We start from the raw sequence: 22,414 nt of genomic DNA, 5'->3' as shown, positions 1-22,414 counted from the left end.
AAATAGATACTTTTTTGGTGCTTAAGAACTATCTCGAGCCTAGCAATAACGTGGTCTACAAATGGCTGACACACTGCTAGGGCTTGTTTTTGAGCACCAAACGAATAAAAATAGAACGCTGAGTATATAAAAGCAACAAACGATATTTTTTTTGCAATTTAGTGTTGACCTAAAGACCGAAAAACCGTTTAATACACCTCGTCGCCCGGATAGCTCAGTCGGTAGAGCAGAGGATTGAAAATCCTCGTGTCGGTGGTTCGATTCCGCCTCCGGGCACCACAATTTAGATTGTTGGTGCTAAGACAATTAGTACGAGCAATAACAAATAAAGTGTCGCCGACTTAGCTCAGTAGGTAGAGCAACTGACTTGTAATCAGTAGGTCACCAGTTCGATTCCGGTAGTCGGCACCATTTATTACTTAAAGTAATTCCCCCTTAGTTCAGTTGGTAGAACGGCGGACTGTTAATCCGTATGTCGCAGGTTCGAGTCCCGCAGGGGGAGCCACTTTCAAAAGTAAGCGAAAGCTTGCTTTAAGTGCCGACTTAGCTCAGTAGGTAGAGCAACTGACTTGTAATCAGTAGGTCACCAGTTCGATTCCGGTAGTCGGCACCACTTTATTGCTAAAAGCAATTCCCCCTTAGTTCAGTTGGTAGAACGGCGGACTGTTAATCCGTATGTCGCAGGTTCGAGTCCCGCAGGGGGAGCCACTTTAAAAAAGCCGCATCGAAAGATGCGGCTTTTTTGCATTTGAAATCGCAACGCTGACACTAACTCATATCAATCTTAATCCCCCTAAGCGGATTTTTCTCTTGAGATTCACTTTCTTGAATCTTTAGCATTAGCCTGAGATCATTTTGAGAGTCTGCACTGTGCAAAGCGTCTTCTTGATTGATCTTTCCTGCCCTAACCAATTGATATAGCGCCTGATCAAATGTTTGCATTCCAACATCATTACTTTTCGTCATTGCTGCTTTGAGCTCGTGCAGCGCGCCTTTGCGGATAAGGTCTGAGATTCTTGGACTGCTCAGCATAACCTCAAAAACCCCATGCCTACCTTGTGCATGTTTATCTCTAATAAGCTGCTGAGCGACAATACCTCTGAGGTTCGCTGAGAGATCAAACAGGAACTGCTCCTTACGCTCTTTTGGCACTAAGTGAAGTATCCTCTCTAAGGCTTGATTAGCGTTGTTCGCATGTAGTGTTGCCATACATAGGTGACCCGTTTCGGCAAAAGCCATTGCGTACTCCATGGTTGAACGGTTACGAATCTCGCCAATGACGATCATATCTGGTGCTTGTCGAAGAGAGTTTTTGAGTGCGATATCGTAGCTTTCAGTGTCTAGTCCTACTTCCCTCTGAGTAACAATACACTTTTGATGTTGGTGGACGAACTCGATAGGGTCCTCCACCGTCAGAATATGTCCACTGCGGTGGCGGTTCCTGTAACCTGTCATTGCCGCCATGGTTGTAGACTTACCAGAGCCAGTTCCTCCAACGATCAGCACTAGTCCACGCTTAGCGATAGCAAGATCTTGTACTACATCAGGAAGTGCGAGTTCTTCAAAACTGGGAATGTGAGTTTCGATACGTCTTATGACCGCACCTGGCAGCTCTCTTTGAAAGAACGCACTCACACGGAAGCGCCCATAAGTCTTAACAATGGCAAAATTTGCTTCTTTACTTGCTTGGTAATCTTGATAACTCGGGCTATCCATTACCTCTTGTAGTAGTGCGTGAATATCGTGGTGATGCAGGGGTGAACCTTGCGGTTTTAGATCGCCATCCACTCGGAATAAGACAGGGGCATCCGCGGTTAAATAGAGATCAGACGCCCTACACTCTAGCATCTGTTTCAAAATATTATCCATCGTATCCATAGACATGACCTACATAGGCATCGGTTGTTGTATGAAGACTCTTTTATTTATCTCCTCAACATCGACTAACCCTTGTGATAAGAGTTGCTGAGCATTCTGCTCCATCGTTTGCATGCCGTGCGCTGCGCCTGTTTGAATGATCGAAAACATTTGAGCTACCTTGTCTTCACGTATTAGATTCCTGATCGCAGGGGTTCCCATCATAATCTCGTGACATGCCACTCGGCCACCACCGAGGCGCTTTAGCAGTGTTTGGGCAATCACGGCTCTCAATGATTCAGACAGCATAGAGCGGACCATACCTTTCTCCTGTGCCGGGAAAACGTCAATGATTCGGTCAATAGACTTTGCAGCGGAATTCGTGTGCATCGTGCCGAACACTAAGTGCCCTGTCTCGGCCGCGGTCAGGGCGAGACTGATGGTTTCATGGTCTCTCAATTCACCTACTAGGATGATGTCAGGATCTTCTCTAAGCGCCGATCTGAGGGCTGCTTTAAAGCTATGGGTATCTCGGTGTACTTCTCGTTGATTGACTAGGCATTTCTTATTGCGATGCACAAATTCAATGGGGTCTTCAATAGTAAGGATGTGCTTGTTTTGAAACTCGTTGATGTGATTTACCATTGCTGCAAGCGTGGTGGATTTTCCTGAGCCCGTAGGACCTGTTACAAGCACTAATCCATTTTCGAGGTTCGCTAATTCAGCAAACTTTCTTGGGGCGTCAATCTCTTCGAGTGTTGGAGGGGATGTGGGTATATTTCGAAACACGGCAGCACAACCGCGAGATTGATTGAATGCATTAACGCGAAAGCGACCAATATTCGGGAGTTCAAAGGAGAAGTCGATTTCTAGATGTTCATCATATTCACTGCGCTGCTTGTCATTCATGATGTCAAAGATGAGCCGGTGCACATCAGAATGTTCGAGTGATGGTATCTCCAGTTTTCTGACTTCACCATCAATTCTAACCATAGGGGAAACCCCAGCAGAAAGGTGTAGATCTGATGCATTATGCTTTACACTGAAGTCTAGTAACTCGGTGATATCCATTCATTTTCCTTTTGACTTTATATCTATGACTAGCATTCAGAACAATATACAAATTATCAACTCGCAAATTGCGGCTACGGAGCAAAAATGCGGGAGAGTGCAAGGTGAGGTGCAATTGCTCGCGGTAAGCAAAACCAAGCCTGTGGAAGCCATCTTAGAAGCGTGCCAATCTGGGCAGCGTATGTTTGGTGAAAACTATGTGCAAGAAGGTGTGTCTAAGGTAGCGCTGTTCAGAGAACAACACTCTGATCTCGATATCGAATGGCACTTTATCGGTCCGATTCAATCCAATAAAACCCGCCCTGTTGCGGAGCATTTTGACTGGGTTCATACCATTGATAGAGCTAAAATTGCTCAGCGCTTAAGTGATCAAAGACCGGAAAATATGTCGCCGATACAAGTGCTTATTCAGGTGAACACAAGTGGTGAAACCAGTAAGTCTGGAGTCAATGATGAGCAAGTCTTTGAACTTGCGCAGTTGATATCTGAGCTGCCAAACCTCACGTTAAGAGGAGTGATGTCAATTCCGGAAAATGTTAGCGACTACGAGTCACAGTTAGCTGCGTTTAAGGGACTTGCTGAAGTTAAAGCGAAATTGGCACAGAAATACCCAAGTGTTGATACTCTGTCGATGGGCATGAGTGGCGACATGGAAGCTGCGATTGAAGCGGGAAGTACCATAGTTCGTATTGGTACCGCTATATTTGGCGCAAGAGATTACAGTAACAAAGCTTAGTTAGCGCCGCTCACAAGCTTTCATTTAGGAACAGATTCATGGAACAAAGAAAAGTCGCGTTTATTGGCGCGGGTAATATGACGCGCTCAATTGTGGCTGGACTCGTCGCAAGTGGCTACGAGCCTAATTCTATTACTGCGACCAATCGCAGCGAAGCAAAGCTCATTGCAATGCAGCAAGACTTTGGTGTGCAGGTAACCACAGATAATGTTGCCGCTGCGGAGCAGGCTGACGTTATCGTTATGGCAGTGAAGCCTCAGTTGATGGAAGAGGTCGCAAAACCGCTTCAAGGCATCGATTTTAGTGGTAAGTTAGTGATCTCTATTGCTGCGGGCATCAACGTAGCAAGGATGCAGCAGATGTTTGGCTGCGAGCTAAATCTGATTCGAGTGATGCCAAACACGCCATCGCTGGTTGGTAAGGGTATGAGTGGTCTTTTTGCTTCTTCAGTAACACCAAAAACCGATAAGCAGTTTGCGGGTGATTTAATGCAAGCTGTTGGCGAGGTATGCTGGGTCGAGCAAGAATCCGGTATTAACGATGTGATAGCAGCAGCAGGCAGTGCGCCAGCCTACTTCTTTTTGTTTATGGAAGCGATTCAACAGCAGGCGATAGAGAGTGGTTTTGATTCCGAGACGGCTCGTATGCTGGTTCAGCAAACGGCGTTGGGTGCCGCCACTATGGTTGTTGAGAACCCTGAAACGGATCTTGCGACGCTTCGTCAGCAGGTTACCTCTAAAGGTGGAACCACAGCAGAAGCCGTGCGCACCTTTGAAGAAAGTGATATTCGTGGCATTGTAGCCAAAGCGATGCAAGCGGCAGTAACGCGTGCAGAAGAAATGGAAAAACTGTTCTAATCCCAATAATGATAATTCGTAAGGGCTTTATATGAATTCAATGAGTTTTTTAGTCTCGACCTTGTTTGATCTCTATATCATGGTCGTTATTTTGCGTATCTGGCTGCAAGCCGCTCGCGCTGATTTTTACAACCCATTCTCTCAATTTATCGTCAAAGCGACCCAGCCAGTGGTAGCGCCGCTGCGTCGTGTTATTCCATCGATCGGCAGTATCGATATGGCAACGGTTCTATTTGCTTATCTACTCAGCGTGGGTAAGTTTGTCGCGTTGGTTCTGGTTTCGTCGGGTGGCAACATTAGCCTAGATGCAGGCTTCTTTATTTGGGGTGGCTTGTCGTTACTAAAAGCTGCTGGCGGTCTATTGTTCTGGGTGCTTTTGATCCGCGCTATCCTGAGCTGGGTTAGCCAAGGTCGTAGCCCAATCGAGTATGTGTTTCATCAACTAACTGAGCCTATGTTGGCACCAATTCGCCGCATTATTCCTGCGATGGGCGGATTTGACCTCAGTGTGTTAGTACTGTTTATCTTGCTGCAGTTTGCTAACTTCCTGATGGGTGATTTGATTGGCCCAATCTGGTACCGACTATAATGCCAGCGGTTGTTAGGGTCGGTGACGATCTTATCCTGCGTATCTACGTACAGCCTAAAGCAAGCCGAGACAAATTGGTGGGGGAGCATGGCGATGAGTTTAAAGTTGCAATTACAGCTCCTCCTGTCGATGGCAAGGCGAATGCCCACCTGAGCAAATACTTGGCGAAGCAGTTTAAAGTAGCTAAAGGTCAGGTAGTGATAGAGAAGGGGGAATTGGGACGGCATAAGCAATTGCGGATTGTCGCGCCAACTCAGATCCCGAACGAATTCCAAGCCCTCTTATGAGGGCTTTTTACAAGGAGAGATAGGATGAAAAAATCGTTGTTATTCATCTTTGCAATACTCGCGAGTGGTCTAGCACAAGCTGGACAGTTTAAAACCATCAAGGATGCCGAGGTGCACTATGTGGTGTTTAACTCAACCTTCATGACGCCGCAAATTGCTCGCAGCTATGGTCTCAAGCGAAATGAATTTACCGCTACGGTGAATGTGAGTGTGTTAGATAGAGCAAGTGCTGGCAAACCTGCAATGGCGGTTGGGATTGAAGGTTCTGCAAAAAACCTCATCGGTCAAACGAGAACGCTCGAGTTTAAGGAAATTAAAGAGGGAGATGCGATATACTACCTCGCTCAATTTCCTATCGTAAACGAAGATACCTACAAGTTCACGATTGATATTGACGCAGGAAACAAAGGGCGTGGTCCTATTTCCTTTAGCCAGAAACTCTATGTTGAACAATAATCTCGAGACATCCCCATGAACAAAAAAATCGTCCTAGCGACAGGAAACCAAGGCAAAGTAAAAGAGATGGCTGACTTGCTGTCTGATTTTGGTTTTGAGGTTCACGCTCAAAGTGAGTATCAGGTTTCTGACGTTGAAGAAACGGGTACTACGTTTATCGAAAACGCCATTATTAAGGCGCGCCATGCTGCTCAGGAAACGGGTCTTGCAGCCATTGCCGACGATTCTGGTCTAGAGATTGATTACCTGAAAGGTGCGCCTGGTATTTACTCTGCTCGTTACTATGGTGAAGGGGCGACAGATAAGCTCAACCTAGAGAAAGTACTGAGCGAGATGCAAGGTGTCCCTGAAGAGCAAAGAACAGCACGTTTCCATTGTGTGTTGGTATTGATGCGACACGCCGCCGATCCTACTCCGATTGTTTGTCATGGAAAGTGGGAAGGGCGCATCTTAACTGAGGCAAGTGGTGAGAATGGCTTTGGTTATGATCCAATCTTTTTTGTCCCTGAAGAAAACTGTGCATCTGCAGAGCTTGAACCAGTGCGCAAAAAGCAGCTGTCTCACCGTGGTAAGGCGTTGAAGGAGTTATTCGCTACTATCAAGGCGCAAGGTCTATAACTCATGTCCACTCTCTCTGCGATAACGCCGCCACCGCTTAGTCTCTACATTCATATACCATGGTGTGTGCAGAAGTGCCCTTACTGTGATTTTAACTCTCATGCGCAAAAGGGTGAGATACCACAGCAGGCATACATTACTGCGCTTTTAGAAGACTTGGACGCTGATATTGCCCGCTATGAACTGGTTGATGATGAGCGTTCACTGCACTCGATCTTTATTGGTGGTGGAACGCCAAGCCTCATTGCTCCTGAGTTGATTCAGGAACTGCTAGATGGAGTAAGGCAGCGCATTCCATTTCGTGATGATATCGAAATCACCATGGAAGCGAACCCAGGGACAATCGAGGCTGCGAGGTTTAAGCGTTATCAAACTGGCGGGGTAACTCGTATTTCAATCGGAGTGCAGAGTTTTCAGCAGCAAAAGCTTGAGCGACTCGGTCGTATTCACGGTGAAAGTGAAGCAATCAATGCTGCAAAGCTAGCGCACACCATTGGCTTAAACAGCTTTAACCTAGATTTGATGCACGGACTTCCTGAGCAGTCTGTCAGTGATGCACTGGGCGACTTGCAGCAAGCCATTGACCTAGCGCCACCACATTTGTCTTGGTATCAGTTGACTATCGAGCCAAATACGCTGTTCTACTCAAAGCCGCCAACCTTGCCTGATGATGATGATCTTTGGGATATCTACGAGCAGGGACATAAGATGCTCGAGGAAGCGGGTTATCAGCAATATGAGGTGTCGGGCTACAGTAAGCCTGATTACCAGTGTCAGCATAACCTTAACTACTGGCGATTCGGTGACTACCTTGGTATTGGTTGTGGTGCTCACGGTAAGCTGAGCTTTGAAGATGGGCGAATTGTTCGCACCACCAAGGTGAAGCATCCGCGAGGGTATCTGAATATGCTGAAACCGTATTTGGATTCTGAAACTCATGTCGAAGCTGATGAAAGACCGTTTGAGTTCTTTATCAACCGACTACGTCTACTCGAAGCGTGTCCAAAATCTGAGTTCACAGAACGCACAGGTTTGCCGTTAGATGCGATACGAACCCCAATGAACTATTGCATCGAAAATGGCTACATCGATGATTTGGAGCACAGCTGGATTGTGACGGATAAAGGAAAGCTATTTCTAAATGATGTGCTGGAGCAATTTGAACTCGAGTAGTCGATAAGTTCGCATTACTGTAGGTAAAATAAGAAGCTGGTGGATACCAGCTTCTTTCATTTCAATACTTAGAAAATCGAGCGACCAATTCGTTCCGATAGCATCTCTAAAGCACGAGTGCCGGCAAGTGAGTTGCCCGACTTGTCGAGTTCTGGTGACCATACGGCAATCGTCATTTCACCTGGGACGATAGCGATGATCCCGCCACCAACGCCAGATTTGCCTGGCATGCCTACTCGGTAAGCGAACTCGCCCGCACCATCATACAGTCCACAGGTTGCAAGAAGGGCATTGAGCTGCTTGGTTTGAGTCGGTGTGATGATCTGCTTTTTGGTATTGACCGACTGTCCTTGGTTGGCAAGGTAACTAAAAGTCTTAGCGAGATCGACACAGCTCATTTTAAGCGCGCAGGCATGGAAGTAGTTGTTGAGTACTGGGATAACATCATTATTGAAGTTACCAAAAGAGCGCATCAGATAAGCGATAGCGGCATTTCTGTCGCTGTGCATCATCTCAGAGGCTGCAACAATCTTGTCATAGACAATATGGCTATCGCCAGATAACACGCGCACAAACTCCAATAAGCGCTGTCTGGGGGCTGACAGGCGGCTCTGCAGCAAATCAGCCACCACAATAGCGCCAGCATTGATGAATGGATTACGAGGAATACCTTGTTCCATTTCAAGCTGGATTAGCGAGTTAAAAGCTTGACCTGATGGCTCTTTGCCAACGCGTTGCCAGATTTCTTCTGGCTTATACAGCATCATAGCAAGCGTAAGGCTCAGGGCTTTCGAGATCGATTGAATAGAGAAGCTCTCTTCAGCATCGCCAGCGGTGATGACCTCACCTTCGTTGGTGTAGACCGCGATACCTAATTTGTTGCTTGGCACATTGGCAAGAGCAGGAATATAGTCCGCGACTTTGCCTTGTCCAATCAGCGGTTTTACTTCGCTTAAAATGGTAGAAAGGATCTGTTTTGTTGGTTTCATGGTTATTGTTCTCCCAACATTAGCGCTAAAAAAAGCCAACGGTAGGTTGGCTTTTCATTAATAAAGTTTCGCAGTGTGCTTACGCAGTGCGACGGTATTTGATATCCCAAACACCGTGACCTAGACGGTGACCACGAGCTTCGAACTTAGTCAGTGGACGCTCTTCTGGGCGCGGTACGAAATCGCCATCGGTAGCAATGTTTTCAAAGCCAGGTGCTTCGTTCATCACCTCTACCATGTGTTCAGCGTAGTTCTCCCAGTCTGTTGCCATGTGGAAAATACCAGACTCAGGGATAAGTTTAGTTCTTACCATTTCTGCAAAATCTAGCTGAACAATACGGCGCTTGTGGTGACGCTTTTTGTGCCATGGGTCTGGGAAGAACAGTTGCAGCGTGCTTAGGCTGCCTTCAGGGATCATGTTGGCAAACACTTCAACCGCATCGTGACACATTACACGTAGGTTAGTGACACCTGCATCGCGCGCAGATGAAAGACAAGCGCCAACGCCTGGGCTGTGTACTTCAATACCAATGAAGTTCTTTTCTGGTGCGTTCTTTGCCATTTCAACCAGTGAAGCGCCCATACCGAAACCGATCTCTAGAACAACAGGGTTGTTGTTGCCAAACACCTGTTCCCAGTCGAGTAGTGACTCTTGATAATCAATACCCATCGTTGGCCAGCACGCTTCCATCGCCGCCTCTTGGCCTTTTGTTAGACGTCCTTCGCGACGAACAAAACTGCGAACTTTGCGAATCAGTTTGCCATCTTCAGTGTATTCGTTAGTAGTCACTTCACTCATTGGTTTAGCCTGTTCATTCAATAATCAGAGCGGGAATTATCCAAAGAATTTGCCATCAAGCAAGCATTATTGGATCAGAAATTCACGCGGTTTTACTTCTGTTACTAAGTGTGGTGCAATTTCCGGCAAATTATAAGAGAGAAGAGAAACATTGTGACGCCTTTTGCACGCTCAATATTAGACTGGTACGACAAATTTGGTCGTAAACAGTTGCCATGGCAGCAAGACAAAACCGCTTATAAGGTGTGGCTGTCTGAGATCATGCTTCAGCAAACCCAAGTCGCGACCGTAATACCGTACTACGAGCGCTTTCTAGAACATTTCCCAACAGTTGAATCCTTAGCGAACGCGCCACAAGATGAGGTATTGCACCTTTGGACTGGCCTTGGCTACTACGCAAGAGCACGCAACCTTCATAAAGCCGCCAAAGTGGTCGTAGAACAATATGGGGGTGAATTTCCATTAACCTTAGAAGAGATGAATGCATTGCCGGGTGTTGGCCGCTCAACCGCCGCTGCAGTGCTGTCCTCGGTTCATAAATTGCCACATGCGATTCTTGATGGGAACGTCAAGCGCACCTTGGCTCGCAGTTTTGCAGTGGAAGGCTGGCCTGGGCAGAAAAAAGTAGAGGACCAGTTGTGGGAGATTGCTGAGCAGCATACGCCTAAAGTTGATACTGATAAGTATAATCAGGCCATGATGGATATGGGGGCGATGGTCTGCACGCGGAGCAAACCTAAGTGCACACTGTGTCCTATTGAGTCATTGTGTACGGCGAACAGGCAAGGAAATCCCCTCGACTATCCAGGCAAAAAGCCTAAGAAACAAAAGCCAGAGAAAGAGACCTGGTTTGTGATTGTTAAGCACAACCAAGAGCTGTGGCTTGCTCAGCGCCCGCAGACGGGGATTTGGGGAGGGCTGTTTTGTTTTCCTGAAAGCCCAACAGCGGATATTGAGCCAGTACTCGAGGGGTTAGGCATTCGTGAAGCCATGGTAGCCTCAAAAGACGTTGAGATAGCGTTTAGACATACCTTTAGTCATTATCACTTGGATATCACCCCAATCGTCGTGACGCTGAACCAGCTTCCGACAATGATGATGGAAGAGTCTAAAGGTCTTTGGTATAACATTACCCAACCAGAAAAGGTGGGACTGGCTGCACCAGTGAAGCAGTTGATTGACACCTTACAACGACATTAATTGAGGATAACATTATGAGCCGTATGGTTTTTTGTGCTCGTCTACAGAAAGATGCTGAAGGCCTAGACTTTCAACTGTACCCAGGTGAACTGGGTAAGCGTATCTTCGATAATATTTCTAAAGAAGCGTGGGCGGAGTGGCAATCTAAGCAGACGATGCTGATCAATGAAAAGAAGCTGAATATGATGGATCCTGAACATCGTAAGCTGCTTGAAGCTGAGATGGTTAACTTCTTGTTTGAAGGAAAAGACGTCATTATCGACGGCTACACGCCACCATCTGAGTAATTGACCAAGGAATGAATCAAGCACCACCTCACGGGTGGTGTTTTTAAATGGTACCTATGAAGAAGTTAATCTATTTTTTAACGCCGCTGTTATTGCTCGGTTGTAGCCGTGAGTTCATCGAAAAGATCTATGATGTGAACTACGAACCAACTAACCGCTTTGCTAAGAATTTGGCTCAACTGCCAGGCCAGTACGTTAAAGATGTTGCTGCACTGGATGCGCTTATCAGCAGCTTTAACGGCAACATCGAGAAGCGTTGGGGTAGCCGCGAGATTAAGGTTGCAGGCAAGAGTAACTACGTTAAATACATAGATAACTATTTGAGCCGTGCTGAGGTTAACTTCAGCAAGGGTTTGATTACCATAGAGACCGTATCACCGACAGAGCCTGAAAAGCACCTCAAAACAGCGATCGTGACGACGCTGCTTACACCAGATGATCCATCGAGTGTTGATTTGTTCTCATCAAAAGGAATTACGCTCGAAGGTCAGCCATTTTTGTACAATCAGGTTGTAGACCAGGAAAAGAAGCCGATTCAATGGACTTGGCGTGCCAATCGCTTTGCTGACTATCTGATCGCGAACAAGCTCAAGACTAAGAATGTTGATTACAAGAAGGCATATTACGTCGAGATCCCTATGGTTGCTGACCACTTTCAGCAGCGAAGTTACCAATATTCAGATATCGTTCGCCGCGCATCAAAGCGTTACGATATTCCAGAAGATCTGATTTACGCCATTATCAAAACCGAGAGTAGTTTTAACCCGTATGCTGTGAGCTGGGCGAATGCCTATGGCTTGATGCAGGTGGTGCCGAAAACAGCTGGGCGAGATGTGTTTAAGCTCGTGAAGAACAAGCCGGGTGAGCCAACCCCTGAGTACTTGTTTAATCCAGAGCAGAATATCGATACCGGCACGGCCTACTTCTACATTCTAAAAAACCGTTACCTTCGAGATGTGCGCCACCCACTGTCGCTTGAATACAGCATGATATCGGCGTACAACGGTGGCACAGGTGGCGTATTGAATACATTCCATCGTACAGACCGAAAACGGGCGATGAATGATCTCAATTCACTCCAGCCTAATCAGGTTTATTGGGCACTGACTAAAAAGCACCCAAATGCTGAAGCTCGTCGTTATCTAGAGAAAGTGACTAAATTCAAAAAAGATTTTAATGCTGGAAAAGGCTAATTTTGCCAAATTTGCCTAAAACAAATACGATCCGCTGAAAAATGCAGCGCTTGAACGCTTTTTTAAAGTTTTTTTCAAAAAAGCGTTGACGGGAGGACCGAAAATCCGTTTAATAGCGCCCCGTTGCCCGGATAGCTCAGTCGGTAGAGCAGAGGATTGAAAATCCTCGTGTCGGTGGTTCGATTCCGCCTCCGGGCACCACAATTTAGATTGTTGGTGTTGTTAACAGAAACACGAGCAATAACAAATAAAGTGTCGCCGACTTAGCTCAGTAGGTAGAGCAACTGACTTGTAATCAGTAGGTCACCAGTTCGATTCCGGTAGTCGGCACCATTTATTTGCCTCGATAGCTCAGTTGGTAGAGCAGCGGATTGAAAATCCGCGTGTCGGTGGTTCGACTCCGCCTCGAGGCACCATTATTTAGTGTAAAGCTGATAATGGTCTTACGACCTAGCTTACACAAATAATTCCCCCTTAGTTCAGTTGGTAGAACGGCGGACTGTTAATCCGTATGTCGCAGGTTCGAGTCCCGCAGGGGGAGCCACTTTAAAAAAGGCCGTATCGAAAGATACGGCCTTTTTGCATTTTAAATTCCCAAATTTTTAGTCCATTCTGTAAAGTCATAAAAAAGCCCCGCAAATTCTGCGAGGCTATTTAGATTCAACTTGCTGCTAATCCTGCTGAGCTTTTATCTCGCTTTCATGCTGCGTTTCTTTTTCCATCTCTTTCTCAGCTAACTTAGCCTTCTCAATCATAGGGGTAATGGTTGAACCTTGAATCAAGATGGAGAACACCACAACCGAGTAGGTCATGACCATGATGATCTCTTTAACATCGATGAGCTTATCCTCAATCACCCAGATACCGGACGGGATAGAGAGTGCCATTGCCAGCGCAAGACCGCCGCGTAAGCCACCCCACGTTAAAATACGCACTGACCAAGGGTTATAGCGGCGATAGCGCTTAAAGCCCAGGTAGGCCAGCGCTACACTCAAATAACGCGCACAAAGTACAAGCGGTACTGAAACGGCCATCATGATCCAGTCTTCTTGATGGAATTGGAATAGAAGCATCGACATACCGATGAGTAGGAACAGCACACCATTTAAGAATTCGTCTACAAGCTCCCAGAAGTGGTCGAGGTGTTCTTCTGACTGTTTTGAAAAGCCAATGTAACGTGTCCAGTTGCCAATCATAATGCCGGAAACGACCATAGATAATGGTCCAGATACATGTAGGAACTCTGCAAACGCATAGCCTGCGGTTGGTATACCTATCGTTAGTAGCAGCTCCATTGAGTGATCGTCTGTCGAGCTAATCAGATAGTGGAATACCAGACCTAGAACAAAGCCATAAACAATCCCGCCAATGGCTTCTTGTAAGAACAGAGCCGTTACACTGCCTACCGTTGGTGCCTCTGTGCCGAATGCAATCGTAAACAGGGTGACAAAGATAACCAGACCAAAACCATCGTTAAATAGGGATTCTCCTTCTACTTGCGTTGATACACGTTGTGGCGCATCCAACTTTTTAACGATCGCAAGAACGGCGATAGGGTCGGTAGGAGAGATCAAGGCGCCGAATAGCAAGCAGTAGATAAGATCAAATTGAAGGCCAATCAGTAAACAGAAGCCATACAGCACAAACCCGATAAAGAAGGTAGAGAATAGCGTCGCGCCTAAGGCGAGGACGGTAATTTCCCATTTTTGATCTTTAAGGTGGGGCAGTTTGATACCTAAACCACCGGCAAACAGCAGGAAGCCGAGGATCCCTTGGAGTAGGAAGTCTTCAAAATCGATATCAGCGACGGTTTCGGTCGCGAGTTCGGTTAACTGAAACCAATCATTTTGGCCTGCAATTAAGATGAGCAGTGATAGCATCATAGCGCCGGCAGTAATCGCAATGGTGGTTTGCATCTTACCTATCTTGCTATTTATTAGAGCAATTAACATGGCTGCTGCGGACAAAAAGCATAAAGTCTGATAGACGGACATCACTTCACCTAGATATGTAAATAAATGTTAATGGGATTTTGTTCTTCTCACTTGTGAATATCAATCACTATTTGTGAATTTATTCTTCGCACTTATAGATTAGGGCGAGTTACGCGATGTTGTTGTTTTTTATTCACTCAGTCGAGTGAGTAGACAACGAACAACTTGTTTCTGTTCCGAGAGTCCGATAATTTGAGGGGATAACAAATCAGTAAAGATTTTTTAGACGTCTAGATTTCTAAAAAATCTGTGATACGATGACAGCATTAGCAAGGAATGAGGCAGTATCGTGGGAAGCAGTAAGTACGTTGAAGGCAAGAAAGCTCTTAGCAAAAAAACTCAGATAGAAAATCAGCTCAAGCAGCGTATTCTTTTGATCGATGGTGGTATGGGCACCATGATCCAAGGATACAAACTTGAGGAAGAGGACTATCGCGGCGAGCGTTTTGCAGATTGGCAGTGTGATCTTAAAGGCAACAATGACCTTTTAGTATTAACTCAGCCAGACCTGATTAAAGAGATCCATAGCGCCTACCTAGAAGCGGGTGCGGACATTCTTGAAACCAACACCTTCAACGCTACCACGATCGCTATGGCAGATTACGAGATGGAATCACTGAGTGAGGAAATCAACTACGAAGCCGCTAGACTTGCCAGAATTGCTGCCGATGAGTGGACAGCTAAAACGCCAGAGCGACCTCGCTATGTTGCCGGTGTTCTTGGTCCAACCAACCGTACGTGTTCTATCTCCCCAGACGTAAATGATCCGGGCTACCGTAATGTTAGCTTTGATGAGCTGGTGGAAGCCTACTCTGAATCCACTCGTGCACTGATTCGCGGCGGCAGTGACCTAATCCTTATTGAAACCATTTTCGATACGCTGAATGCCAAAGCTTGTTCGTTCGCGGTTGAATCCGTGTTTGAAGAGCTAGGTATCGAGCTTCCAGTGATGATCTCAGGCACCATTACCGATGCGTCTGGTCGTACCCTTTCAGGGCAAACTACCGAAGCTTTCTACAACGCATTGCGCCACGTGAAGCCAATCTCTTTCGGTCTCAACTGTGCTCTTGGACCTGATGAGTTAAGACAATATGTTGAAGAGATGTCTCGCATCTCCGAAGGTTTTGTCTCTGCGCACCCGAATGCCGGTCTACCGAATGCCTTTGGTGAATACGACCTCTCTCCTGAAGACATGGCTGAGCACATCGGTGAATGGGCACGAAGCGGCTTCCTAAACCTAGTGGGTGGCTGTTGTGGTACGACGCCTGAACACATTCGCCAGATGGCACAGGCTGTCGAGGGTGTGACTCCTCGTCCACTGCCTGAGCTCCCTGTCGCTTGTCGGCTATCTGGTCTAGAGCCTCTTACTATTGAGAAAGAATCGCTATTCATTAACGTGGGTGAGCGTACCAACGTGACAGGCTCTGCACGCTTTAAGCGCCTTATCAAAGAAGAGCTGTATGACGAAGCATTAGAAGTGGCTCGTCAGCAAGTTGAAAATGGCGCGCAGATCATCGATATCAACATGGATGAAGGCATGCTAGATGCTGAAGCCTGTATGGTTCGATTCCTAAATCTGTGTGCCTCTGAGCCTGAGATCTCCAAAGTGCCTATCATGGTGGATTCCTCAAAGTGGGAAGTCATCGAAGCGGGTCTTAAGTGTATCCAAGGCAAAGGTATTGTTAACTCCATCTCTCTTAAAGAAGGTAAAGAGAAGTTCGTTGAGCAAGCGAAGCTGATCCGCCGTTATGGCGCAGCCGTTATCGTGATGGCGTTTGACGAAGTGGGGCAGGCGGAAACTCGCGAGCGTAAGCTAGAAATCTGTACCAATGCCTATCGTATTCTTGTTGATGAAGTTGGCTTCCCACCAGAAGACATCATCTTTGACCCGAATATCTTCGCGGTAGCGACAGGTATTGAAGAGCACAATAACTACGCAGTCGACTTTATCGAAGCAGTAGCAGACATTAAACGTGACCTACCGCATGCGATGATCTCTGGTGGTGTATCGAATGTTTCCTTCTCGTTCCGTGGTAACAACTATGTTCGTGAAGCGATTCATGCTGTGTTCCTTTACCACTGTTTTAAGAATGGTATGGACATGGGTATCGTTAATGCCGGTCAGCTTGAGATCTACGATAACGTTCCAGACAAGCTGCGTGAGGCTGTAGAGGATGTGGTACTCAACCGTCGTGATGATGGAACCGAGCGTCTGCTTGATATTGCCGCTGAATACGCAAACAAAGGCGTTGGTAAAGAAGATGATGCCAGTGCACTAGAGTGGCGTACATGGCCAGTAGAGAAGCGTTTAGAGCATGCGCTTGTGAAAGGTATCACCGAGTTCATCGTCGAGGATACCGAAGAAGCGCGCGTCAATGCCTCAAAACCTCTCGAGGTGATTGAAGGTCCTTTAATGGATGGTATGAACGTGGTCGGTGACCTATTTGGTGAAGGTAAGATGTTCCTTCCTCAGGTAGTAAAATCGGCGCGTGTGATGAAGCAGGCCGTGGCGCACCTTGAACCATTTATCAATGCGTCCAAGCAAGCGGGCTCGAGCAACGGTAAGATCCTTCTTGCGACTGTTAAAGGTGATGTGCACGACATCGGTAAGAATATCGTTGGCGTGGTTTTGCAGTGTAACAACTACGAGATCATCGACCTTGGCGTCATGGTGCCTTGTGAGAAGATCCTTAAAGTTGCTAAAGAAGAGAACGTCGACATCATTGGTCTGTCAGGCCTTATTACGCCATCACTTGATGAGATGGTTCACGTCGCCAAAGAGATGGAGCGTCAAGGCTTCGACCTGCCGCTATTGATTGGCGGCGCGACGACATCCAAAGCACACACTGCGGTTAAGATTGAGCAGAACTACAGCGAGCCTGTGGTTTATGTCAACAACGCATCACGTGCAGTGGGTGTGTGTACTTCGCTACTTTCTAACGAACTAAAGCCTGCGTTTGTTGAGAAGCTAGATATTGATTACGAGCGTGTTCGTGATCAGCATAACCGCAAGAAACCACGCACTAAGCCAGTCACATTGGAAAAAGCGCGTGAAAACAAGGTCGATATCGACTGGCAGAATTACACGCCGCCAAAACCGGCTAAGCCAGGCGTGCACGTGTTTGAAGATTTCGATGTTGCGACACTGCGTAATTACATCGACTGGACACCATTCTTTATGACGTGGTCGCTGGTGGGCAAATACCCAGCCATTCTAGAGCACGAAGAAGTAGGTGAAGAGGCGAAGCGTTTGTACAAAGACGCTAACGACCTACTCGATCGCGTGGAACGAGAAGGGTTGTTAAAAGCAGCAGGCATGTGTGCACTGTTCCCTGCAGCGTCTGTGGGTGACGACATCGAAGTTTATACCGATGAAACACGCAGTGAAGTTCGCACTGTCCTTCATAACCTTCGCCAGCAAACTGAAAAACCAAAAGGCTTTAACTACTGTCTATCGGACTACATTGCGCCGAAAGAGAGCGGTAAGCAAGATTGGATTGGTGCCTTCGCGGTAACCGGCGGCATTGGCGAGCGTGAACTTGCCGATGAATACAAGGCGCAAGGTGATGATTACAATGCCATCATGATCCAAGCGGTCGCTGACCGATTAGCTGAAGCTTTTGCTGAGTACCTGCACGAGAAAGTGCGTAGAGAAATCTGGGGCTACTCTGCGGATGAAGCGTTGTCGAACGACGACCTTATCCGTGAGAAATACCAGGGTATTCGCCCTGCACCTGGCTACCCAGCGTGTCCAGAGCACACAGAGAAAGGCTCGTTATGGGAGATGCTTAATGTCGAAGAGACGATTGGTATGTCGCTGACCACTAGCTACGCGATGTGGCCGGGCGCGTCGGTATCGGGTTGGTACTTCTCGCACCCTGACTCTCGCTACTTTGCTATTGCTCAGATTCAGCAAGACCAAGTTGATAGCTACGCGGACCGAAAAGGTTGGAGCTTGGAAGAAGCTGAAAAGTGGCTTGGTCCTAACATCAACTAGTCATAGATTAAAACGCAAAACGGCACCGAAAGGTGCCGTTTTTTCTTGGGTATTCAATTCAGATTAGCGTTTTGTCTTTGGGAAAACCTTCACCATCTTAATGCGGTTTTCCTCAAGCTCTACTATTTCCATCGGATGGTCAGCGACCTGCACGCTTAGGTGGCTTTCAGGGATGTCCTCTAAGTACTCTAGAATCAAACCGTTTAAGGTGCGCGGGCCGTCAGTTGGGAGTGTCCACTTAAGTCCTTTATTGATGTCTCGAATGTTAGCACTGCCCTCAATAAGGAAACTGCCATCGCCTTGAGGCGTAATTTCGTCAGACAGAGTAGGCGCCATTGAGGTGGTAAACTCGCCCACGATCTCTTCCAGAATATCTTCGAGAGTCACGAGCCCATTGATATCACCATACTCATCAACGATAAGACCGATACGCTCTTTATTGCGTTGGAACTTAAGCATCTGCACGTTGAGAGGTGTCCCTTCAGGGATGAAGTAAACTTCGTCTGCACTTCGCAGCAGGGTCTCTTTTGTGAACTCGTTTTTCTCAAGCATCAGACGATATGATTCACGTAGTCTCAACATGCCAACGACTTCATCGATTTGATCTCGATACAGCACCACTCTGCCATGAGGCGAGTGCGTTAGCTGACGAACAATCGATTTCCAGTCATCGTTGATATTGATGCCGGTGATCTCGTTACGTGGAATCATGATGTCGTTTACGGTCACGTGCTCAAGGTCGAGGATCGAAATCAACATATCTTGGTGGCGGCGAGGGATCAGCGAGCCCGCTTCGTTTACCACTGTTCGCAGCTCTTCTGAACTCAAGTGATCTTCATCGTTATGGTCGACACGAAGTCCAAGCAGGCGGATAAAACCGTTGGTAATGAAGTTGACCAGGATAACAAGAGGCGAGAGCAGCTTCATCAAGATGGTGAGCACGATACTACTCATAAACGAAACGCGCTCAGGATAAAGAGCGGCGAGCGTTTTTGGTGTTACTTCTGCGAACACCAAGATAATCATAGTCAGTGCACCTGTCGCGATCGCGACACCGAGGTCACCGAACAAACGCAGACCAAGTACCGTAGCGATTGCAGACGCCAGTATATTAACTAGGTTATTACCGATAAGGATCAGGCCGATGAGTCGGTCGGGGCGGCTAAGCAGTTTCTCAACACGCTTTGCGCCTTTATGGCCTGTTTTGGATAAGTGTTTAAGTCTGTATCGGTTCAAAGACATCATCCCTGTCTCTGAGCCCGAGAAATAGCCGGAAATTACAATTAGACCTGCAAGGATTGCAAATAAAATACCGGTCGAAATGTCGTCCAATGCCCTAGAATTCCTTTAGTTAATAGCTGGTTAATTTATGAACTACTTAAACCTTATTGTCAACGCGCCTTTGGTCGTAGAGCGTTGATGAAGTCGCCTAGTTCAAGATGATCTCTCTTACAAAGCGGCTGCCAAAGTAAGCGAGTGTGAGAAGTGTGGCCCCAGCAACTGCAAACCAAGTGACTTTTTTGCCGCGCCAGCCCTTTTGATAGTGACCCCATAGAAGCACGGTGTAGATAACCCACGCCATAAACGACAACACACCTTTGTGAGCTTTTCCTTGTGCAAACATATCCTGCACAAAGACAAAACCTGTGACCAAGGTAGCGGTTAATAGCCCAGTACCAATCAAGATGATCTTGAAAAGTTGTCTTTCCACCATCATTAATGGAGGAAGGTTAGGGTTGATGGTGAGCGCTTTTTTATTCTTCAGTTTGTGATCAAGCCAAGCTAGTTGAATGGCATAGAGTGCGCCAATCGATAGCGTTGAGTATGAGAAAAGCGCTAGCGAGATATGAATCAGTAGCTTTGGGTTGTGCTCTAGATGAGTGATGAAAGCCGTTGGTACAAAGGTCGCTGCTGATAAGTTGATTGCAGCAAAGCTGTAGACAACAGGAAGCAAAAACCAAATACGTGTTTTCACCATAGCCACGCTCATAAATAGCGAGATGATGAAGCTAATTAAAGAAGCGACATTCAGAATACTGAGGTTTTGACCTGCACCACTAAAGATGAGATCGCTGAGTAACACCGCGTGAAAAGTCAGCGCTAAAACAGCACTAACCAGAACAGTTTTCGTACGGATCCCGACCTGATTGACCAAGCCTGGGATGATTGTTGCGATGGCCAAGCTATAAAGAATAGCGGCCGCAATTGCGATTAAACTGTCCATTTTTCCTAAAAAATCGATTGCTTAGAGCCCGAATTATACCCTGCATCGTCCTATTGGGCTACGCCAGATGTAAAAACTATTGACTCGTATTTGATCTTGTTAGATATGACTCTCACTGCTGGCTAAGGTATACTCACTGCAATTGATCGCCAGTTTGAAGCGAAGAGAAAGAAATGTTTGAGAATTTAACGGATCGTCTATCCAAAACGCTGAAGAATATCAGCGGTAAAGGTCGTCTGACCGAAGACAACATCAAAGACACGCTGCGCGAAGTCCGCATGGCGCTACTTGAGGCGGACGTTGCTCTGCCCGTTGTTCGTGAGTTTATCAAAGGTGTTAAAGAGCGCGCTGTTGGTGTTGAGGTGTCTAAATCACTCACGCCAGGTCAGGAGTTCATCAAGATTGTTCAAGCTGAGCTTGAGCAAGTTATGGGTGAATCGAACGAAGCGCTTGATCTTGCTGCGCAGCCGCCAGCTGTCATTCTTATGGCGGGTCTACAAGGTGCAGGTAAAACCACTAGTGTGGGCAAGCTCTCTAAGCTTCTAAACGAGCGCGAGAAAAAGAAAGTACTGGTTGTGTCTGCCGACGTATACCGTCCAGCGGCAATCAAGCAGCTTGAAACACTAGCCGGTGATGTGGGTGTGGACTTCTTCCCATCGACAGCCGATCAAAAGCCAATCGACATTGCTAATGCTGCTATCGACCACGCTAAGAAGAAATTCTACGACGTATTGATTGTCGATACCGCAGGTCGCCTAGCGGTTGACCACGAAATGATGGATGAAATCCAGCAGCTTCATACAGCAATCAACCCAGTTGAAACCCTGTTCGTGGTTGACGCCATGACAGGTCAAGATGCGGCGAATACAGCGAAAGCCTTCGGTGATGCACTGCCACTAACAGGTGTGATCCTGACTAAGGTGGATGGTGATGCACGTGGTGGTGCGGCGCTTTCAGTTCGCCATATCACAGGTAAACCAATTAAGTTCTTGGGTGTAGGTGAGAAGACTGACGCTCTAGAACCGTTCCACCCAGACCGCGTGGCTTCACGTATCCTTGGTATGGGTGACGTTCTTTCTCTTATCGAAGACCTTCAGCGTAATGTCGATACAGAGAAAGCTGAGAAGATGGCGAAGAAGTTCAAGGAGAAGAAAGGTTTTGACCTTGAAGACTTCCGCGAACAGCTTGGTCAGATGCAGAACATGGGCGGCATGATGGGCATGATGGATAAACTTCCAGGCATGTCAAACCTACCTGACAACGTCAAAGATAAAGTTGACGACAAGATGTTCAAGCAGATGGAAGCCATCATCAACTCGATGACAATGAAAGAGCGTCAGCGTCCTGAGCTTATCAAAGGCTCTCGCAAAAAACGTATCGCGGCAGGTTCTGGTACTCAGGTACAAGATGTGAACCGCCTGCTTAAGCAATTCACCCAAATGCAGAAGATGATGAAGAAGATGCAGAAAGGTGGCATGCGCGGCATGATGCGTAATATGCAGGGCATGATGGGTGGCATGGGCGGTATGGGTGGCGGTGGCAATCCGTTTGGCCGATAATCTCGCAATTCGCGAAGGGTAACAGAGCGACTGAAAGCAACTCATTGATCTTTCAAACTGTTACCCAGCTCACATCTTCACCAGAGCCCAAAAACTGGTGAAAAAATAGCTAAACCCCTTGCAATGCCTCGGAATAAGAGTAAAATTCCGAGGCTTTATTTTGGCACGAGACCTCAGGTTGCTCATTTGAGAAACATTTCTGAGGTCATTTTTATTATTGAGAAAGCAAAGAGGACGATATGGTTACCATTCGTTTGGCACGTCACGGCGCTAAGAAGCGTCCATTCTATCAAATCGTAGTAGCGGACAGCCGCAATGCAGCAACTGGCCGTTTCATCGAGAAAGTGGGTTTCTTTAACCCAACTGCTAAAGGTCAAGAAGAAGGTCTACGTCTAGACCTAGAGCGCGTTAACCACTGGGTTGGTCAAGGCGCAACAGTTTCTGACCGCGTTGCTAAGCTAGTTAAAGACGCTCAAAAAGCGGCTTAATTCTAGTTAAGTAAGCAGTATGTCGTCGATGAAAGGTAAA

At 46.9% G+C, this 22,414-nt stretch carries 20 protein-coding genes and 9 tRNA genes; 22 read left to right on the top strand and 7 right to left on the bottom strand.

What is annotated here, in order from left to right:
* Positions 1 to 203: 203 nt before the first annotated feature.
* The 5 genes from AC6I8U_RS14310 to AC6I8U_RS14290 all read left to right on the top strand — a co-directional run bounded on the left by AC6I8U_RS14310 (position 204) and on the right by AC6I8U_RS14290 (position 708).
* Positions 204 to 279 (top strand) — tRNA-Phe (locus tag AC6I8U_RS14310).
* Between the two features lie 56 nt (positions 280 to 335).
* Positions 336 to 411: transfer RNA gene (locus AC6I8U_RS14305), tRNA-Thr, on the top strand.
* An 18-nt stretch (positions 412 to 429) separates the two neighbouring features.
* Positions 430 to 505: transfer RNA gene (locus AC6I8U_RS14300), tRNA-Asn, on the top strand.
* A 32-nt stretch (positions 506 to 537) separates the two neighbouring features.
* Positions 538 to 613: transfer RNA gene (locus AC6I8U_RS14295), tRNA-Thr, on the top strand.
* A gap of 19 nt (positions 614 to 632) precedes the next feature.
* Positions 633 to 708 (top strand) — tRNA-Asn (locus tag AC6I8U_RS14290).
* Between the two features lie 60 nt (positions 709 to 768).
* Here AC6I8U_RS14290 and AC6I8U_RS14285 read toward each other — a convergent pair.
* Positions 769 to 1,869, bottom strand: a complete 1,101-nt coding sequence (locus AC6I8U_RS14285) for a PilT/PilU family type 4a pilus ATPase (protein ID WP_498018371.1) — start codon at positions 1,867 to 1,869, stop codon at positions 769 to 771.
* An 18-nt stretch (positions 1,870 to 1,887) separates the two neighbouring features.
* A complete protein-coding gene (locus tag AC6I8U_RS14280) occupies positions 1,888 to 2,928 on the bottom strand; it encodes a type IV pilus twitching motility protein PilT (RefSeq protein ID WP_498017216.1) in 1,041 nt (346 codons plus the stop codon).
* Positions 2,929 to 2,953: 25 nt separating this feature from the next.
* Here AC6I8U_RS14280 and AC6I8U_RS14275 point away from each other — a divergent pair, with 25 nt between their 5' ends.
* Genes AC6I8U_RS14275 through hemW form a run of 7 tightly spaced genes read left to right on the top strand, consistent with a single transcriptional unit; the run spans position 2,954 to position 7,644 of the window.
* The gene (locus AC6I8U_RS14275; RefSeq protein WP_042475812.1) at positions 2,954 to 3,664 is read left to right on the top strand and encodes a YggS family pyridoxal phosphate-dependent enzyme; all 711 of its coding nucleotides are present in this window, start codon (positions 2,954 to 2,956) and stop codon (positions 3,662 to 3,664) included.
* 38 nt (positions 3,665 to 3,702) lie between these two features.
* Positions 3,703 to 4,521 (top strand): pyrroline-5-carboxylate reductase, encoded by an 819-nt coding sequence (proC, locus tag AC6I8U_RS14270; protein ID WP_498017215.1) that lies wholly within the window; start codon positions 3,703 to 3,705, stop codon positions 4,519 to 4,521.
* 31 nt (positions 4,522 to 4,552) lie between these two features.
* Positions 4,553 to 5,110 (top strand): YggT family protein, encoded by a 558-nt coding sequence (locus tag AC6I8U_RS14265; protein WP_128650533.1) that lies wholly within the window; start codon positions 4,553 to 4,555, stop codon positions 5,108 to 5,110.
* Positions 5,110 to 5,397, top strand: a complete 288-nt coding sequence (gene yggU, locus AC6I8U_RS14260; RefSeq protein ID WP_042475818.1) for a DUF167 family protein YggU — start codon at positions 5,110 to 5,112, stop codon at positions 5,395 to 5,397. Before AC6I8U_RS14265 ends, yggU begins: the two co-directional genes overlap by 1 nt.
* A gap of 24 nt (positions 5,398 to 5,421) precedes the next feature.
* Positions 5,422 to 5,853 carry a DUF4426 domain-containing protein gene (locus tag AC6I8U_RS14255; RefSeq protein ID WP_234494589.1) on the top strand — a complete coding sequence of 144 codons (432 nt, stop codon included), beginning with the start codon at positions 5,422 to 5,424 and terminating at the stop codon, positions 5,851 to 5,853.
* 15 nt (positions 5,854 to 5,868) lie between these two features.
* Positions 5,869 to 6,471 carry an XTP/dITP diphosphatase gene (locus AC6I8U_RS14250; RefSeq protein ID WP_252013321.1) on the top strand — a complete coding sequence of 201 codons (603 nt, stop codon included), beginning with the start codon at positions 5,869 to 5,871 and terminating at the stop codon, positions 6,469 to 6,471.
* 3 nt (positions 6,472 to 6,474) lie between these two features.
* Positions 6,475 to 7,644, top strand: coding sequence for a radical SAM family heme chaperone HemW (hemW, locus tag AC6I8U_RS14245; protein WP_498017214.1), 1,170 nt, complete (start codon positions 6,475 to 6,477; stop codon positions 7,642 to 7,644).
* Between the two features lie 68 nt (positions 7,645 to 7,712).
* On the opposite strand, the gene glsB is transcribed toward hemW, so the two are convergent.
* Both glsB and trmB read right to left on the bottom strand, forming a co-directional pair.
* On the bottom strand, positions 7,713 to 8,633 hold the full coding sequence (gene glsB / locus AC6I8U_RS14240) for a glutaminase B (protein ID WP_042475829.1): 921 nt from the start codon (positions 8,631 to 8,633) through the stop codon (positions 7,713 to 7,715).
* 79 nt (positions 8,634 to 8,712) lie between these two features.
* Positions 8,713 to 9,432, bottom strand: coding sequence for a tRNA (guanosine(46)-N7)-methyltransferase TrmB (trmB, locus tag AC6I8U_RS14235; RefSeq protein WP_042475833.1), 720 nt, complete (start codon positions 9,430 to 9,432; stop codon positions 8,713 to 8,715).
* Between the two features lie 108 nt (positions 9,433 to 9,540).
* On the opposite strand from trmB, the gene mutY reads away from it, so the two are divergent.
* From mutY to AC6I8U_RS14200, 7 genes are all read left to right on the top strand, one after another.
* Complete coding sequence (mutY, locus tag AC6I8U_RS14230; RefSeq protein ID WP_498017213.1) at positions 9,541 to 10,632, top strand: A/G-specific adenine glycosylase; 1,092 nt, start codon at positions 9,541 to 9,543, stop codon at positions 10,630 to 10,632.
* Positions 10,633 to 10,646: 14 nt separating this feature from the next.
* Positions 10,647 to 10,919, top strand: a complete 273-nt coding sequence (locus AC6I8U_RS14225) for an oxidative damage protection protein (protein ID WP_042475836.1) — start codon at positions 10,647 to 10,649, stop codon at positions 10,917 to 10,919.
* A 56-nt stretch (positions 10,920 to 10,975) separates the two neighbouring features.
* Complete coding sequence (gene mltC / locus AC6I8U_RS14220; protein ID WP_042476109.1) at positions 10,976 to 12,112, top strand: membrane-bound lytic murein transglycosylase MltC; 1,137 nt, start codon at positions 10,976 to 10,978, stop codon at positions 12,110 to 12,112.
* Between the two features lie 125 nt (positions 12,113 to 12,237).
* A tRNA-Phe gene (locus tag AC6I8U_RS14215) sits at positions 12,238 to 12,313 on the top strand.
* A 56-nt stretch (positions 12,314 to 12,369) separates the two neighbouring features.
* A tRNA-Thr gene (locus AC6I8U_RS14210) sits at positions 12,370 to 12,445 on the top strand.
* A 7-nt stretch (positions 12,446 to 12,452) separates the two neighbouring features.
* Positions 12,453 to 12,528 (top strand) — tRNA-Phe (locus AC6I8U_RS14205).
* Positions 12,529 to 12,580: 52 nt separating this feature from the next.
* A tRNA-Asn gene (locus tag AC6I8U_RS14200) sits at positions 12,581 to 12,656 on the top strand.
* 127 nt (positions 12,657 to 12,783) lie between these two features.
* Here AC6I8U_RS14200 and AC6I8U_RS14195 read toward each other — a convergent pair.
* Positions 12,784 to 14,106 carry a cation:proton antiporter gene (locus tag AC6I8U_RS14195; protein ID WP_498017212.1) on the bottom strand — a complete coding sequence of 441 codons (1,323 nt, stop codon included), beginning with the start codon at positions 14,104 to 14,106 and terminating at the stop codon, positions 12,784 to 12,786.
* Between the two features lie 343 nt (positions 14,107 to 14,449).
* On the opposite strand from AC6I8U_RS14195, the gene metH reads away from it, so the two are divergent.
* Complete coding sequence (gene metH / locus AC6I8U_RS14190) at positions 14,450 to 18,103, top strand: methionine synthase (RefSeq protein ID WP_498018370.1); 3,654 nt, start codon at positions 14,450 to 14,452, stop codon at positions 18,101 to 18,103.
* A 63-nt stretch (positions 18,104 to 18,166) separates the two neighbouring features.
* Here the strand turns inward: metH and AC6I8U_RS14185 are convergent, their stop codons facing one another.
* Together AC6I8U_RS14185 and AC6I8U_RS14180 are read right to left on the bottom strand one after the other, a co-directional pair.
* Positions 18,167 to 19,435 (bottom strand): HlyC/CorC family transporter, encoded by a 1,269-nt coding sequence (locus AC6I8U_RS14185; protein WP_042475840.1) that lies wholly within the window; start codon positions 19,433 to 19,435, stop codon positions 18,167 to 18,169.
* 97 nt (positions 19,436 to 19,532) lie between these two features.
* Positions 19,533 to 20,327: a cytochrome C assembly family protein gene (locus AC6I8U_RS14180; RefSeq protein ID WP_128647936.1), complete on the bottom strand. Its 795-nt coding sequence runs from the start codon at positions 20,325 to 20,327 to the stop codon at positions 19,533 to 19,535.
* A gap of 173 nt (positions 20,328 to 20,500) precedes the next feature.
* Between AC6I8U_RS14180 and ffh the strand changes: the two genes are divergently transcribed.
* Positions 20,501 to 21,886, top strand: a complete 1,386-nt coding sequence (ffh, locus tag AC6I8U_RS14175; RefSeq protein ID WP_042475848.1) for a signal recognition particle protein — start codon at positions 20,501 to 20,503, stop codon at positions 21,884 to 21,886.
* 239 nt (positions 21,887 to 22,125) lie between these two features.
* The gene (rpsP, locus tag AC6I8U_RS14170; RefSeq protein WP_042475851.1) at positions 22,126 to 22,374 is read left to right on the top strand and encodes a 30S ribosomal protein S16; all 249 of its coding nucleotides are present in this window, start codon (positions 22,126 to 22,128) and stop codon (positions 22,372 to 22,374) included.
* The last annotated feature ends 40 nt before the right edge of the window (positions 22,375 to 22,414 follow it).

The organism is Vibrio sp. KUL80 (assembly GCF_059725495.1).
This window is presented reverse-complemented; position numbering and strand designations above follow the sequence as displayed.

Coding starts and splice junctions, on each gene's coding strand:
- AC6I8U_RS14285 (WP_498018371.1), bottom strand. CDS start 1,869: ATGGATAATATTTTGAAACAGATGCTAGAGTGTAGGGCGTCTGATCTC.
- trmB (WP_042475833.1), bottom strand. CDS start 9,432: ATGAGTGAAGTGACTACTAACGAATACACTGAAGATGGCAAACTGATT.
- yggU (WP_042475818.1), top strand. CDS start 5,110: ATGCCAGCGGTTGTTAGGGTCGGTGACGATCTTATCCTGCGTATCTAC.
- ffh (WP_042475848.1), top strand. CDS start 20,501: ATGTTTGAGAATTTAACGGATCGTCTATCCAAAACGCTGAAGAATATC.
- AC6I8U_RS14255 (WP_234494589.1), top strand. CDS start 5,422: ATGAAAAAATCGTTGTTATTCATCTTTGCAATACTCGCGAGTGGTCTA.
- glsB (WP_042475829.1), bottom strand. CDS start 8,633: ATGAAACCAACAAAACAGATCCTTTCTACCATTTTAAGCGAAGTAAAA.
- AC6I8U_RS14265 (WP_128650533.1), top strand. CDS start 4,553: ATGAATTCAATGAGTTTTTTAGTCTCGACCTTGTTTGATCTCTATATC.
- AC6I8U_RS14225 (WP_042475836.1), top strand. CDS start 10,647: ATGAGCCGTATGGTTTTTTGTGCTCGTCTACAGAAAGATGCTGAAGGC.
- AC6I8U_RS14250 (WP_252013321.1), top strand. CDS start 5,869: ATGAACAAAAAAATCGTCCTAGCGACAGGAAACCAAGGCAAAGTAAAA.
- AC6I8U_RS14280 (WP_498017216.1), bottom strand. CDS start 2,928: ATGGATATCACCGAGTTACTAGACTTCAGTGTAAAGCATAATGCATCA.
- mltC (WP_042476109.1), top strand. CDS start 10,976: ATGAAGAAGTTAATCTATTTTTTAACGCCGCTGTTATTGCTCGGTTGT.
- AC6I8U_RS14275 (WP_042475812.1), top strand. CDS start 2,954: ATGACTAGCATTCAGAACAATATACAAATTATCAACTCGCAAATTGCG.
- rpsP (WP_042475851.1), top strand. CDS start 22,126: ATGGTTACCATTCGTTTGGCACGTCACGGCGCTAAGAAGCGTCCATTC.
- AC6I8U_RS14180 (WP_128647936.1), bottom strand. CDS start 20,327: ATGGACAGTTTAATCGCAATTGCGGCCGCTATTCTTTATAGCTTGGCC.
- proC (WP_498017215.1), top strand. CDS start 3,703: ATGGAACAAAGAAAAGTCGCGTTTATTGGCGCGGGTAATATGACGCGC.
- AC6I8U_RS14195 (WP_498017212.1), bottom strand. CDS start 14,106: ATGTCCGTCTATCAGACTTTATGCTTTTTGTCCGCAGCAGCCATGTTA.
- hemW (WP_498017214.1), top strand. CDS start 6,475: ATGTCCACTCTCTCTGCGATAACGCCGCCACCGCTTAGTCTCTACATT.